Origin of the sequence: Bacillus pseudomycoides DSM 12442 (genome assembly GCF_000161455.1) — a bacterium.
Classification (GTDB): Bacteria; Bacillota; Bacilli; order Bacillales; family Bacillaceae_G; genus Bacillus_A; species Bacillus_A pseudomycoides.
On record NZ_CM000745.1, the window covers coordinates 3,382,970 to 3,396,354 of the forward strand.

The window sequence follows — 13,385 nt, forward strand, 5'->3', positions numbered from 1 at the left end:
AAAGGAATGGCTTTATGTCGGTCTTTCAATGCGTATTTATATAGCTTGTTTTCTCAAATAATGAAGCAATCTCTACGGCATAATCTCCTTGTAGAATTCCTTTTTCAGTAATAATTCCAGTAATTAGATCATGAGGAGTTACATCAAATGCAGGATTATAAACACCGACTCCCTCGGGAGAAATTTGTTTTCCAAAAATCTTTGTAACTTCAGTCTCATCTCGTTCTTCAATTACAATTTCAGCACCAGTTTTTTTCGTAATATCAAATGTAGAAAGTGGAGCAGCAACGTAGAAAGGAATATGAAAATATTTTGCTAGTATAGCTAAATTCAAGGTTCCTATTTTATTTGCTGTATCACCATTTGCGACAATTCGATCTGCTCCTACAATAATAACAGAAATATTTTTTGTTCGAATAGCATGTGCCGCCATATTGTCCGTAATGAGCGTTACATCAACACCAGCTTGTTGCAATTCCCATGTAGTAAGACGTGCTCCTTGCAAAACAGGTCTTGTTTCACATGCATAAGCTCGTAAATTCACCCCACGCTCTTTTCCAATATAAAATGGAGCTAACGCTGTTCCATAACGAGCAGTAGCAATACTTCCGGCGTTACAAATCGTTAAAATATGGTCACCATCTTTAAACCTAGTTAAAGCATGCTCTCCAATACTACGACATATATTTTCATCTTCTTGCTGAATTTTAAGTGCTTCCTCTTCTAATATTTTTCTTGCTTCTTTTATTGTTGTTGCTTGCTTAATAGAAGCTGACATGCGATCAATTGCCCAAAATAAATTAACAGCTGTCGGACGTGAAGTTGCTAAATAATTACAATCACTTTTAAACTTTTTTTCAAATTCAGTGATATTCGTAACATTATATTTTTTTACTGCAAGTGCTAATCCAAAAGCAACTGTAATACCAATTGCAGGTGCCCCGCGCACTTCTAACATAACAATACTTTTCCACACATCTTCAATAGTGTTCAACGTTTTATATTCTACAACATGCGGTAACCGCGTTTGATTTAATAATGCAATAGAATCTCCTTTCCAACTTATAGAACGCGGAACGGCAACTGTTGTGTTCATGCTTTTACCCCTCCCAAAACACTATCTTGAAATAACGTTTGGAACAATCTAGCATTCGCACCTGTCGTTTCATGTAATAATAACTCTCGACCTAAATATAATGCATGCTTTTTAGCTTGAATTCTTCTATTCTTATCCTTAATTCCATCTAAATCTACTACATGCGCTAATCCAATTGTTCGACGAATGATTTCACAACCAGCAAATCCAACTGCATCAGCAAAAATATTTTGTAGTACAATCGCAAGCCATCGTTTCTCCTTTGTATATGGTTCTACCCCTTCTAGTACCCATAGCTTTGTAAATACTTCTACAAAATTACTCCATGTTTTTTCAATATGATAGAATAAAATATTTCGTTTCTCTTCTTCTCTTGATAGTGCATTCAACAATAAATTTGCAATAAATTGACCAAGGTCAAATCCAAGCGGTCCAAATGTTGCAAACTCCGGATCAATCACCTTCGTTTCAGAAGGTGATGAAAAAATACTACCTGTATGTAAATCACCATGAATTAACGCTTCTTTTCTAGTTAAAAATTTATATTTATACTGCGCTACCTGTAATTTTAATTTCTTATCACACCAAAGTTCATCTAAGACAGGTTGCAATTCTTTCTCATAATCGTTTGTTTCATAGTTTCCAAACGGATCTGTAAACACAAGATCTTCTGTAATTTTACAAAGATCAGGATTTACAAACTTTCCGTCTAACACCCTTTTCTCTTCTGCTGGTAGGCCAAAATCTGACGTATAGAACAAAACATGTGCTAAAAAACGTCCAATATGCTGAGATAAAAGCGGATAGTCTTCCCCTTCACTCAATCCTTTACGAGTAATTGTAAGAGTTGACAAATCTTCCATTACTGTCACAGCTAACTCTTCATCATGACCATATACTTTCGGAACGTATTCTGGTACATATTTTGCAAAAACTTGTAATGCTTGACTTTCAATTGTGGCTCTACTTAACGAAAGTGGCCAGCTTTCTCCAACGACTTTTGCATATGGAAGAGCCTGTTTTACGATAATACCGCGTTCTCCATCATGGAGCCTAAATACATAATTTAAATTTCCATCTCCTATTTCATGACAAGTTACCTTTGCCTTTTTCTCAAAGTATCCATGCTCTTTTACATATTGAACTGCTGTTTCTTCTGTTAATGAACGATATCCCATTTTCTTATCCCCCTTTTTTAATTCAGAGGTTTTTCATCATAAGAAAAACCTCTTTCCATGAAGAAAGAGGTTTGAAGTTCAGCTTCTCCCCTCTTATCTGTCAGAAAGCTATCCTTTCTGCTGGAATTAGCACCGTGCCTTTTTGGCGCATAAACGCCCCATCTCACAATGGTATTACGGTCGGTTGCTGGGTTTCATCGGGCCAAATCCCTCCACCTGCTCTTGATAAGAGTTGCATAATTTATTTGAATTTTTAACTTTCTGCTACAGACTATAACAAGAATAAAAATCATTTGTCAATATTTTTTATTTATATAATTCTGGACGTCGATCAGTAAAGACAGGAATTCCCTTACGTACTTCCTTAACTTTTTCTAAATTTAGCTTCCCATGTAAAATAGATTCTTCTTCTCCTGCTTCTACTACAATTTCTCCCCATGGATCAACAATAAGAGAATGTCCAGCAAACATATTATCCGGATCCTCTCCTGCTCTATTACATGCAACCACATAACATTGATTTTCTACCGCTCTCGCTTGAAGAAGTAAACGCCAATGTGCTAAGCGAACAAGCGGCCATTCTGCTACAACGAATAATACATTTGCCCCTCTTACAGTATGAACACGCATCCATTCTGGAAAACGAATATCGTAACAAATTGTCCCCCCGCACTGCACATCATCTAACGTGAACTCACCGGTTCCATCACCAGCTATTAAATACTTATGTTCGTCCATTAACTGGAACAAATGTACTTTACTATATTCATTTTGCACTTCACCTTCGCGATTCACAACATACATCGTATTCGTAACACCTTGTTTTGTTTGCTTTGCAACAGAACCCCCAACAATATTCACCGCAAATTGCTTCGCCCATTCTGATAGAAGTTCTTTCGTTTGTATTCCTCCTTCATCTGCAATTTCAGGAAGTCGTTTTAAATCATAACCAGTCGTCCAAAGTTCTGGTAATACAATAACGTCTGGTTTTCTTTGCATCGCTTCTCCTATTTTTTTCTTTGCATTTTCAATATTTGTGTTCACATCACCAAAAGCAATATCCATTTGAATACATGCGACTTTCATTTTATCCGCCCCATTTTCAATTATTTTTTCTTTACAAAAACTTGGAAAGGTTATATCATTTGTCACTAGAATTGTAACAACTTTCAAAAGAGGTGGAAAGTATGAAACATTTTCAACCTTCCGAGATTGTAACATCCTTACCAACACAGTTTTTCGCTTCACTTGTTGCAAAAGTTAACAAAGTAGTTGAAGCAGGTCACGATGTTATCAATCTAGGGCAAGGCAATCCAGATCAACCAACACCGCCGCATATCGTAACAGCTTTACAACGTGCAGCAGAAAAAGCAATTCATCATAAATATCCGCCATTTCGCGGACATGAAAGCTTAAAAACAGCCGTTGCAACGTTCTATGAACGTGAATATGGAGTCAAAGTAAACCCTAAAACAGAAGTTGCTGTTTTATTTGGCGGAAAAGTAGGGCTGGTTGAATTACCGATTTGTTTTACAAATCCTGGCGATCCAATTCTTGTACCCGATCCAGGATATCCTGACTATTTATCAGGTGTCGCTTTAGCAAAAGCAAAATTTGAAACGATGCCGTTATTAGCAGAAAATGATTTCTTACCAGATTACACTAAAATCGATGATACTATTGCCAAACAAGCGAAATTGATGTTTTTAAATTATCCTAACAATCCAACTGGTGCTGTCGCATCAAAAGAGTTCTTTGAGGAAACAATTACATTTGCAAATGAAAATGATATTTTAGTGGTTCATGACTTTGCTTATGGAGCAATTGGTTTTGATGGTAACAAGCCAACTAGCTTCTTACAAGCAAATGGCGCGAAAGATGTTGGCATTGAAGTTTATACATTATCAAAAACATTTAATATGGCTGGTTGGCGCATCGCCTTTGCTATCGGTAACCAAAGTGTAATTGAAACAATCAATTTATTGCAAGATCATATGTATGTCAGCATTTTTGGCGCTGTACAAGAGGCTGCTCGTGAGGCACTATTAAGTTCACAATCTTGTGTAACTGAACTAGTTGATCGCTATGAATCTAGAAGAAATGCCCTTATTTCAGCTTGTCAATCAATCGGCTGGAATGTAGTCGCACCAAAAGGCTCTTTTTTCGCTTGGCTTCCCGTTCCCCATGGTTTTTCATCTGAACAGTTTGCCGATGTATTACTAGAACAAGCACATGTAGCAGTTGCACCTGGAGTTGGATTCGGCAAACATGGCGAAGGCTACGTTCGTATTGGATTACTACATACAGAAGAGCGACTACAAGAAGCTGTTCAAAGAATCCAGAAATTAAAAATTTTCAAAAAACCATTGACATTCTAAAAAAACTCTGTCAAAATTCAGATATCGTAAAAATTCAAACATTTCTAAATACTTCTTATCAAGAGCAGGTGGAGGGACGAGCCCGACGAAACCCGGCAACCGATCTACAATTGTAGGCACGGTGCTAATTCTCGCAGCATTACGCTGACAGATAAGGAGCTGGTTGTAAAAAAACCTCTCCTTAGCTGAGAGGTTTTTTTATTTAACTAGGAGGTTATAAAAATGAGTGGAATAACAGCAACCTATTTAATCCATGATGATTCTCATAATTTAAACCAAAAAGCAGAACAAATTGCTCTCGGTTTAACAATTGGTTCATGGACTCATTTACCACACTTATTACAAGAACAATTAAAACAACATAAAGGCAATGTCATTCATGTAGAACAATTAGAAGAACAAGAGCATGTAAATACGTATCTCGGAAAAAAAGCGACACGTGGACTCATTAAAATTCATTATCCATCACTAAATTTCAGCCCTGATTTACCAGCTATTTTGACAACAACATTTGGAAAATTATCACTAGATGGCGAAGTTAAACTGATTGATTTAACATTTTCAGATGACTTAAAAGAACTTTTCCCTGGCCCTAAATTTGGCATTGAGGGCATTCGAAATCTCTTACAAATTCACGACCGTCCACTTCTGATGAGCATCTTCAAAGGAATGCTTGGACGCAATATAGGATATTTAAAAACACAGCTCCGTGATCAAGCAATTGGTGGTGTAGATATTGTAAAAGATGATGAAATTTTGTTTGAAAATCCATTAACACCGCTCACAAAACGAATTCATTCTGGAAAAGAAGTGTTACTGTCTGTATACGAAACATATGGTCATAAGACTTTATATGCAGTGAATTTAACAGGACGTACATATGATCTTAAAGAAAATGCAAAACGTGCCGCCACAGCTGGTGCAGATATTCTTCTGTTCAATGTATTCTCGTATGGATTAGATGTATTGCAATCACTTGCGGAAGATGATGATATATCGATTCCAATTATGGCACATCCTGCTGTAAGCGGCGCATACGCTTCATCGGAATTATATGGACTTTCTTATCCATTGCTACTTGGAAAGCTACTTCGTTATGCTGGTGCAGATTTCTCTTTATTTCCATCACCATACGGCAGTGTTGCATTAGAAAAAAAAGAAGCTCTTCTTATTACAAGTAAACTAACTAAAAAAGATCAATCTTTAAAACGAAGCTTTCCTGTTCCATCAGCTGGTATTCACCCTGGTTTTGTTCCGTTTATCCTTCGTAATTTTGGCAAGGATGTTGTCATTAACGCAGGTGGTGGTATTCATGGTCACCCAGCTGGAGCGCAAGGCGGTGGAAAAGCATTTCGAGCAGCAATTGATGCCACTTTGCAAAGAACACCATTGCATGAAGTAGATAACACTGATTTACATGCTGCACTGCAATTATGGGGGAATCCATCACGTGGGGTGAAACTATGAGTCTTCAAATTTTTTGTGACTTCGATGGTACGATTACGAACAATGATAATATCGTTGCGATTATGGAAAAATTCGCTCCACCAGAAGCCAAAACGATTAAACAAAAAATTCTATCACAAGAACTTTCTATTCAAGAAGGTGTAGGGGAATTGTTTTCTCTTTTACCTACAAGTTTACAAGATGACATCACTACTTTTATAAAAGAAACAGCGGTGATTCGGGCTGGATTCCAAGAGTTTGCACAGTTTGTCCAAACAAATCAGATTTCACTTCATATTATATCAGGAGGAATGGATTTTTTCGTCTATCCTCTTCTCAAAGGACTAATCAGCCCAGACCATATTTATTGCAATACGACTGATTTTTCAGGGGAAACAATTAAAGTAAACTGGCCTCACCCTTGCGATGAACATTGTAAAAACAACTGCGGTCTTTGCAAATCAACGCTAATTCAGCAATTAAGTTCAAACAGTGATTTTAACATTGTAATTGGAGATTCGATTACAGATTTACAAGCAGCAAAACTGGCTGATAAAGTATTCGCTCGTGATTTTCTCATTACAAAATGCCAAGAACATCAAATTTCCTATACAGCATTTGAAACGTTTTATGACATACAGACAGAAGTTCAGCAATTGTTGGAGGTGATAAAATGAGACAACTTTTTCGTCAATGGGAAGAATTGAGTAAATTAAAGAAAGAATTAACGGATCGCAACTGGTTTCCTGCTACAAGTGGAAACATTTCAATAAAAGTGAGTAACACTCCAATGACCTTTCTTATTACAGCAAGCGGAAGAGATAAAACGAAAACAACACCTGATGATTTTCTATTAGTTGATCAAACTGGAAAGGCTGTTTTAGAAACCGATTTACGCCCTTCAGCAGAAACATTGCTACACACTCATATTTATAATCATACAGAAGCTGAATGTGTCTTACATGTCCATACAATTGATAACAATGTAATTACAAACGTATACGACAAAGAAATCTCATTTTCTAATCAAGAAATCATTAAAGCTCTTAATATATGGGAAGAAGGAGCCACTATCAAAATTCCAATTATTGAAAATCACGCTCATATTCCAACGTTAGGAGAAGATTTCCGAAAACATATTCATGATGATGCTGGAGCTATATTGATTCGCAACCATGGCATTACCGTTTGGGGAAAAGACAGCTTTGATGCAAAGAAAAGATTAGAAGCATATGAGTTTTTATTCCAATTTCATATAAAACTATTATCAATTCAAGGAGGCGTTTCATATGGCGCAAATTCGTATTCATGAAATAAAAACCCATATTGAAAATGAACAGGAAGTAAAGCAATTTTTACATGGAGAAGGCGTTTTATATGAAAAATGGGATATTTCAAAACTTCCTACTCATTTAAAAGAAAACTACTCCTTAACTGATGAAAACAAAAAAGAAATTTTAACAGTATTTTCTAACGAAATCACCGATGTTTCAGAACGTCGAGGTTATAAAGCACATGATGTTATTTCCCTTTCAAATGCAATACCTAACCTCGATGAGTTATTAATTAACTTTAAACAAGAGCATCATCATACTGATGATGAAGTTCGCTTTATCGTCAGTGGGCATGGTATCTTTGCTATCCAAGGCAAGGATGGTCGCTTCTTCGATGTTGAACTTGAGCCTGGTGATCTAATTTCTGTACCTGAAAATGCAAGACATTATTTCACATTACAAGATGATCGCCAAGTTGTAGCTATTCGTATTTTCGTTACAACAGAAGGCTGGGTTCCTATTTATTAAGGTAGTTAGTTGAATAAAAGGGATTGGATCCCCTTTTCCTTCCTTTTATTTACTCTACATATATACATCCTCCTATGGAACAGGCTTATTTCACGAATATGAAATAAGCCTGCTTTTTTATTTTCTCTCGCCTTGCAATATCTCCTGATGGATGAGGATTCATCATCAAGGGGGAATGGTTCCTCATGATATTTTTCATTTTATCAAGTATGTTTCTCAATAAATTTTGAACATTTTTCGAACTTTTTCTGAAAATTCTGTTTAAATTATGATATAATACAAATAATAGAAAATGAATTGAACAGAAAACCGCAAAAAGAGGAGGAAGAACATGAATTTAATTATAGCACTTATACTTGGGGTTACTTGTGGAGCTATTCCTGCTATTCTCGGGGCAATTATGGAGGAATTAGAAATCGGTATGTTAGGTTTTGTCGCATCCTCTGTAAGCGCTTTACTTTTTGGTTTGTACGGTGCTATACCTATCGCTATTCTCTTTGCATTATATATATTACGTCACGCTCGTACAAAGCAATTTAGTCGCAATCATATGGCCAAAATCATTCCATTTCCAATCGAACGCTCTCGTCGTGCTTCTAGCTTATAATCCCATTACATTGTATCTCACATTTTTATATCCTCACAATACATCTACCTTAATACAACCTGCCTTTATCAAAATTAGCTTCCAATTTTCCTAAAAAATATATTAAACAAAATAAAAAGTCCTCAAACGAGGACTTTTTATTTATTATCTTCCAAAAACTGAAATAGTTCTTGTAAGTGAAGAGCATCTTCTCCGTAGCTAACAGATACATAACATACTCCATCAATTTCAGCATGCATATAAAGGTCAATACCTTCCCGATCATACTTTAAAGCTAAATAAAATTCCATTTCTTCTAACATCTTCTTTGATGTTCGAATCACGTAATGGCCGCTTTCATCACGTCCATATTCAAATGTTGGCTCAAAATCATACTTTTGTTTAAATGCTGCTTGTTGCTTATCATTGATTGACATACAAGTCGCACGCTGTACAGCATCAATCATCCCGTCAAACTTTTCTAAATTCATCACATTACCCCCTTATATATTTCTTATACAACACCTGTGTGCCACTATCCTCTTCTCCCTCTTCTATTAATTCATCATATAGCTCTTTTGCTAGAGCTAATCCAGGTACAGGTAACTTTAACTTTTCAGCTTCATCTAACGCAATTTTTATATCCTTCATAAAATGTTTCACATAAAATCCTGGTGCAAAGTCCTCTTTTAACATACGTGGAGCTAAATTACTTAATGACCAACTACCAGCTGCTCCAGTTGAAATACTTTGTAGTACTTTCTCTGGATCTAAACCTGCTTTCTTTGCATACGATACCGCTTCACAAACACCTATCATATTCGATGCAATTGCAATTTGATTACACATCTTTGTATGCTGTCCACTTCCCGCTGGCCCTTGTAACTGAACGTTCTCTCCTAGTTTTTCAAACAAAGGGAGACATACTTCATATACTTCTTGCTCTCCACCAATCATAATAGCAAGTCTGCCTTCTTTTGCTCCAATATCCCCTCCTGATACCGGAGCATCTAGCGTATGTACACTCTTTTTCTTTCCAGCTTCATATATACGTTTTGCTAACGTCGGTGTAGAGGTTGTAAAATCAATTGCAATTGTCCCTTCATTTGCATGTTCCAGAATTCCCTCTGTTCCAAAATAGATTTCTTCTACATCATGCGGATATCCTACCATCGTCATAACAACATCTACATTCTCCACCAATTCTTTTGGTGAATCACACCAATGTGCCCCTTCTTTTAATAAGGAAGTTGCTTTTTCTTTCGTACGGTTATACACATATACTGTATAACCACCTTGTAATAAATGATGTACCATACTTTTCCCCATAACACCTGTACCGATAAAACCAATTGATGAAATTACTTGTTTCATCTACTCATCCCCTTTGTTCTAATAAGTCGCTGACCATCTTCCGAAATTCCTTATTAAAATCATCATTTATGCCATTTTGCACATTTGAAAATAAAACAACAAACGTTCCCTTATCTTTATTAAAGTTATTAAATGTATTCCACCCAGCAACTACACCATGGTTATGAAAATAATCGGGATATATATAGAAACTAAATGCATATTTCTTTTCGGATGATGGTGTAAACATCACTTGTATACTTTTCTCTGAAAGAAGTTTTCCATTTATAATTGCTTCATCTAACTTCTTCATATCCCCAACTGTAGTATACATCTCACCACAGCCATATAGCCAGTTCATTGCTAATTTTGGTGCTGGTACAAGTACATTGTCTTTCTTTTTGTACCCTTGCGTGAAATGTTGCTCTCCTGGCACCATATTTCCCATACCTGATTCATGCATGTCCGCTCGTGCAAATATATTTTCCTTTACATATTCTCCTAAAGGCTTTTTAGATATATTTTCTATAATATAAGCAAGCACCATATAATTATAGTCACTGTATTTCCAACCAGTTCCTGGCGGAAAAGCTACTTGCTGCATTCCAATCCAAGTAACCAAATTCAAACGTGATGCAGCATTCACTTTTCCCTTTCCCTTCTCTGGTAAACCAGAAGTATGTGTTAGAAGATGGTATAATGTGATATTTTTATCTGCTGGAAATAAAGGTATATATTTATTTACATTGTCCTGAATATTTAACTTTCCCTGCTCTTGCAACTGTAAAATCGATGTTGCCACAACTGTCTTAGTAATGGAACCAATGCGATATTTTGTTTGTGGTGTATTTTCAATTTCACTTTGAACATCTGCATATCCATACCCTTTATTCAGCACAACACGATCTTTATCTGTGACAAGAACCGTTCCATTAAAATCTTTATCTTTTAAATATTGATCTAACTTTTGTGCCACACTAGCATAATCAATTGGCGGTTCCTTTTTTTCTTCTAAATTATCCTGTAACTCAGACTCGACAGAAGGAGTTGCCTTCCAAGTTAATGCTTCTTGCTTCTTGGGTATATAAAAAAAGTAATATACACTTCCACATACTATAAAGCAAATCAAGACCATAATAATCAATTTTTTTATCATTCAAAAACCTCCGCAGTTACTTTCTTATAAATGGCCCCTCTTTCTATTATCGGGTAACAGAAAAAAATCGCAACACTTTGTTGCGAAAAAATCACATTTTTTCTTTTCTATATAAACGTACTTGGTTTTTGCCATTTTTTTTCGCTTCATATAAAGCAATATCTGCTCGCTGTATCAATTCTTCTTTTGTCATTCCTTGCTCATATAAAGCAACTCCAAAACTTGCGGTTAATTTTGAAATGCTAGAGAATTGTTTCGTTTCAATAAAAAAACGTAGCGATTCAGCAACTTGGAAAGCCTCTTTTTCCGTTGTATTTATTACTAATATAATAAATTTCTCTCCACCCCACCGCGCGAAAATATGTTGGGATGCTATTTTAGATTTCATCAGTTCGGCTAACTGAATTAATGCTAAATCACCAAAATCATGTCCATATGTGTCGTTCACTTTTTTAAAATCGTCTATATCAAAAAGAATAAGCGCCATCATTTGATTTACTCGTTTCTCACTTTTCCATTTTTCTTCTAATAATTGTTGAAACTTCAAACGGTTGTATATTTCTGTTAAAGAATCAATTGCAGCAAGCTGTTCTTGCTCTTGATATAATTCATCTAATTCCGTAATATCTGTACACTTAACAATAAACCTAGACAAATCTTCCGGTACAGGTGTAGCACGTAATAAAAAAACAAACGCTTCGCCTTCATGACTATACATTTTTATTTTTCTCGCTTGCGCTAAAGAATCATCAAGCCAAGTTATATCGTGATTTGTTGCGTAATATCCATGTTCTTGAATAAAATGTTCCGCAAATACCATATGATTCTCATGATATGAAAATAAATTTTCATATCCAAAAAAACTCAAAAAGTTCGTATTACAGTCGACGATCTCATCATCTTCTACAATGAATAATAAATCATTTTGAAAATCAAACATCATTTGAAGAAGCTCTTGTTGAATAGTCACTTGTTGCAATAGTGATAATTGATAGAGACTTTTGTTTACCTCTTCCAGCACAACCTGTGGTGTAACAGGAGCTATAACAATATTTCGTACTCCTATTGTAAGCAACTCTACAAATTTTGAAGTCACCGGCTGATCCCAGATAACAATAAAAGAACTCCTCGAATTATATATGTGTTTTATACACTCTACTTGTGCACCATTCGACACATAAATGATCACAATTTGTGGTCGCACTTTTTCAAATAACATTTCCCCTTCTTCAAAACTATTTGCTATAAACATACATTTTGGATGTATATCATCAATCGTATACTGGTGATTACATCCTTCTTCTATATAAAGTACATTTACATGGAGATCCTGTAATACATTTTGAAAAACCGTATTCTCTAATAAAAAATGTAGTATGTTCACCACTGGTCTTCACTCACTTCATATATCCTGTTCTACTGAATTCTTCACTTTCCTTTTCTATAAGGGGCCGTTATCAAAAGAACTCGATTGGTGAGGGCTGAGCATCAGCAGGAACAAAGAACTCTCCCACTGACAGGAGCTTCACTTTACATATTTCTTCTTGATCTGCGAATCATCTTTTTATTGTATGACTACATGAATGACAGCGATTGTACGAATGTCCCCTTTTTCTTCTATTCTCAACAACTTGACAATTAAAATAAAGATATTATATTCTTTTACAGTGATAACTTACAAAATGTAAGTACAAAATTGTTACATATGGTATTTTTTTATAAATCCACATAAAACTTAGGAGGCATATTATGACACAGCAAGATTTCTTTACTGTTCTATATGAACGAACATCTAATCGTGCATTCAATTCTGAAAAAGAAATTTCAAAAGAGGAATTACAAGAAATTTTGAAAGCAGCTGGTCAAGCACCATCAGCTTGGAACTTACAACATTGGAAGTTTCTTGTTTTCCAAGGTAAAGACGTACAAAGCCGTTTACATCCAATCGCTTATAATCAACAACAAATTCTTGATGCTTCTGCAGTAGTCGCTATTTTAGGTGATCTAGAAGCAAATAAAAACATCGATTCTGTATATGGACCTATCGTAGAGCAAGGATTTATGAAAGCAGAAGCTAAAGAACGTTTGGCACAAAATATTGAATCTGCATATAAGCGTGAACAATATCCACGAGATGCAGCCTTCTCTAATGCATCCTTAGCCGCAATGCAACTTATGCTTGCAGCTAAGGCAACTGGCTGGGACACTTGTGCAATCGGTGGATTTAACCCACAAGCACTAATGGAAGAATTTAATGTTTCTTCTCGTTATGTACCTATCATGCTAATTACAATTGGTGAATCTACATTAAAAGGACATCCAGCACCACGTATGAATGTCGAACAAGTAACGGAATGGGCAAAGTAAACAGCCCCACAATAACATAAAAA

Annotated in this window: 14 protein-coding genes and 2 riboswitches; of the genes, 7 read left to right on the forward strand and 7 right to left on the reverse strand. The window is 35.7% G+C overall.

Annotated features, from left to right (window positions below; genetic code table 11):
- Positions 1–25 precede the first annotated feature (25 nt).
- The 3 genes from mtnA to BPMYX0001_RS17060 all read right to left on the reverse strand — a co-directional run bounded on the left by mtnA (position 26) and on the right by BPMYX0001_RS17060 (position 3,447).
- On the reverse strand, positions 26–1,096 hold the full coding sequence (gene mtnA, locus BPMYX0001_RS17050) for an S-methyl-5-thioribose-1-phosphate isomerase (protein ID WP_033799079.1): 1,071 nt from the start codon (positions 1,094–1,096) through the stop codon (positions 26–28).
- On the reverse strand, positions 1,093–2,274 hold the full coding sequence (gene mtnK / locus BPMYX0001_RS17055) for an S-methyl-5-thioribose kinase (RefSeq protein ID WP_006095846.1): 1,182 nt from the start codon (positions 2,272–2,274) through the stop codon (positions 1,093–1,095). The genes mtnA and mtnK overlap by 4 nt, the downstream gene beginning before the upstream one ends.
- A gap of 90 nt (positions 2,275–2,364) precedes the next feature.
- Positions 2,365–2,506: riboswitch (SAM riboswitch) on the reverse strand.
- Between the two features lie 74 nt (positions 2,507–2,580).
- The gene (locus tag BPMYX0001_RS17060; RefSeq protein ID WP_029426881.1) at positions 2,581–3,447 is read right to left on the reverse strand and encodes a carbon-nitrogen family hydrolase; all 867 of its coding nucleotides are present in this window, start codon (positions 3,445–3,447) and stop codon (positions 2,581–2,583) included.
- Between the two features lie 14 nt (positions 3,448–3,461).
- Between BPMYX0001_RS17060 and BPMYX0001_RS17065 the strand changes: the two genes are divergently transcribed.
- From BPMYX0001_RS17065 to BPMYX0001_RS17090, 6 genes are all read left to right on the forward strand, one after another.
- Positions 3,462–4,652: a pyridoxal phosphate-dependent aminotransferase gene (locus tag BPMYX0001_RS17065; RefSeq protein ID WP_033799080.1), complete on the forward strand. Its 1,191-nt coding sequence runs from the start codon at positions 3,462–3,464 to the stop codon at positions 4,650–4,652.
- 52 nt (positions 4,653–4,704) lie between these two features.
- Positions 4,705–4,810, forward strand: a riboswitch (SAM riboswitch).
- A gap of 64 nt (positions 4,811–4,874) precedes the next feature.
- Positions 4,875–6,119 carry a 2,3-diketo-5-methylthiopentyl-1-phosphate enolase gene (mtnW, locus tag BPMYX0001_RS17070; RefSeq protein ID WP_006095849.1) on the forward strand — a complete coding sequence of 415 codons (1,245 nt, stop codon included), beginning with the start codon at positions 4,875–4,877 and terminating at the stop codon, positions 6,117–6,119.
- Positions 6,116–6,775 (forward strand): 2-hydroxy-3-keto-5-methylthiopentenyl-1-phosphate phosphatase, encoded by a 660-nt coding sequence (locus BPMYX0001_RS17075; RefSeq protein ID WP_033799081.1) that lies wholly within the window; start codon positions 6,116–6,118, stop codon positions 6,773–6,775. The genes mtnW and BPMYX0001_RS17075 overlap by 4 nt, the downstream gene beginning before the upstream one ends.
- Positions 6,772–7,410 carry a methylthioribulose 1-phosphate dehydratase gene (locus BPMYX0001_RS17080; protein WP_033799082.1) on the forward strand — a complete coding sequence of 213 codons (639 nt, stop codon included), beginning with the start codon at positions 6,772–6,774 and terminating at the stop codon, positions 7,408–7,410. Before BPMYX0001_RS17075 ends, BPMYX0001_RS17080 begins: the two co-directional genes overlap by 4 nt.
- Positions 7,388–7,900, forward strand: coding sequence for a cupin domain-containing protein (locus BPMYX0001_RS17085; RefSeq protein ID WP_006095851.1), 513 nt, complete (start codon positions 7,388–7,390; stop codon positions 7,898–7,900). The genes BPMYX0001_RS17080 and BPMYX0001_RS17085 overlap by 23 nt, the downstream gene beginning before the upstream one ends.
- A 331-nt stretch (positions 7,901–8,231) precedes the next feature.
- Positions 8,232–8,507, forward strand: a complete 276-nt coding sequence (locus BPMYX0001_RS17090; RefSeq protein WP_003199868.1) for a hypothetical protein — start codon at positions 8,232–8,234, stop codon at positions 8,505–8,507.
- Between the two features lie 137 nt (positions 8,508–8,644).
- Here BPMYX0001_RS17090 and BPMYX0001_RS17095 read toward each other — a convergent pair whose 3' ends face one another.
- The 4 genes from BPMYX0001_RS17095 to BPMYX0001_RS17110 all read right to left on the reverse strand — a co-directional run bounded on the left by BPMYX0001_RS17095 (position 8,645) and on the right by BPMYX0001_RS17110 (position 12,379).
- Positions 8,645–8,977 (reverse strand): DUF3909 family protein, encoded by a 333-nt coding sequence (locus BPMYX0001_RS17095; RefSeq protein ID WP_006095852.1) that lies wholly within the window; start codon positions 8,975–8,977, stop codon positions 8,645–8,647.
- A 4-nt stretch (positions 8,978–8,981) separates the two neighbouring features.
- Positions 8,982–9,860 (reverse strand): NAD(P)-dependent oxidoreductase, encoded by an 879-nt coding sequence (locus BPMYX0001_RS17100; RefSeq protein ID WP_006095853.1) that lies wholly within the window; start codon positions 9,858–9,860, stop codon positions 8,982–8,984.
- A 4-nt stretch (positions 9,861–9,864) separates the two neighbouring features.
- Positions 9,865–10,995, reverse strand: coding sequence for a serine hydrolase (locus BPMYX0001_RS17105; protein WP_006095854.1), 1,131 nt, complete (start codon positions 10,993–10,995; stop codon positions 9,865–9,867).
- 91 nt (positions 10,996–11,086) lie between these two features.
- The gene (locus BPMYX0001_RS17110; RefSeq protein ID WP_033799703.1) at positions 11,087–12,379 is read right to left on the reverse strand and encodes a GGDEF domain-containing protein; all 1,293 of its coding nucleotides are present in this window, start codon (positions 12,377–12,379) and stop codon (positions 11,087–11,089) included.
- Between the two features lie 365 nt (positions 12,380–12,744).
- Here BPMYX0001_RS17110 and BPMYX0001_RS17115 point away from each other — a divergent pair, with 365 nt between their 5' ends.
- A complete protein-coding gene (locus BPMYX0001_RS17115) occupies positions 12,745–13,362 on the forward strand; it encodes a nitroreductase family protein (protein ID WP_006095856.1) in 618 nt (205 codons plus the stop codon).
- The last annotated feature ends 23 nt before the right edge of the window (positions 13,363–13,385 follow it).

Bases quoted from the DNA above. Each gene is read 5' to 3' on its own strand.
- mtnW (WP_006095849.1), top strand. From the start codon at position 4,875: ATGAGTGGAATAACAGCAACCTATTTAATCCATGATGATTCTCATAAT.
- BPMYX0001_RS17080 (WP_033799082.1), top strand. From the start codon at position 6,772: ATGAGACAACTTTTTCGTCAATGGGAAGAATTGAGTAAATTAAAGAAA.
- BPMYX0001_RS17105 (WP_006095854.1), bottom strand. From the start codon at position 10,995: ATGATAAAAAAATTGATTATTATGGTCTTGATTTGCTTTATAGTATGT.
- BPMYX0001_RS17090 (WP_003199868.1), top strand. From the start codon at position 8,232: ATGAATTTAATTATAGCACTTATACTTGGGGTTACTTGTGGAGCTATT.
- BPMYX0001_RS17085 (WP_006095851.1), top strand. From the start codon at position 7,388: ATGGCGCAAATTCGTATTCATGAAATAAAAACCCATATTGAAAATGAA.
- BPMYX0001_RS17065 (WP_033799080.1), top strand. From the start codon at position 3,462: ATGAAACATTTTCAACCTTCCGAGATTGTAACATCCTTACCAACACAG.
- BPMYX0001_RS17075 (WP_033799081.1), top strand. From the start codon at position 6,116: ATGAGTCTTCAAATTTTTTGTGACTTCGATGGTACGATTACGAACAAT.
- mtnA (WP_033799079.1), bottom strand. From the start codon at position 1,096: ATGAACACAACAGTTGCCGTTCCGCGTTCTATAAGTTGGAAAGGAGAT.
- mtnK (WP_006095846.1), bottom strand. From the start codon at position 2,274: ATGGGATATCGTTCATTAACAGAAGAAACAGCAGTTCAATATGTAAAA.
- BPMYX0001_RS17115 (WP_006095856.1), top strand. From the start codon at position 12,745: ATGACACAGCAAGATTTCTTTACTGTTCTATATGAACGAACATCTAAT.
- BPMYX0001_RS17095 (WP_006095852.1), bottom strand. From the start codon at position 8,977: ATGAATTTAGAAAAGTTTGACGGGATGATTGATGCTGTACAGCGTGCG.
- BPMYX0001_RS17100 (WP_006095853.1), bottom strand. From the start codon at position 9,860: ATGAAACAAGTAATTTCATCAATTGGTTTTATCGGTACAGGTGTTATG.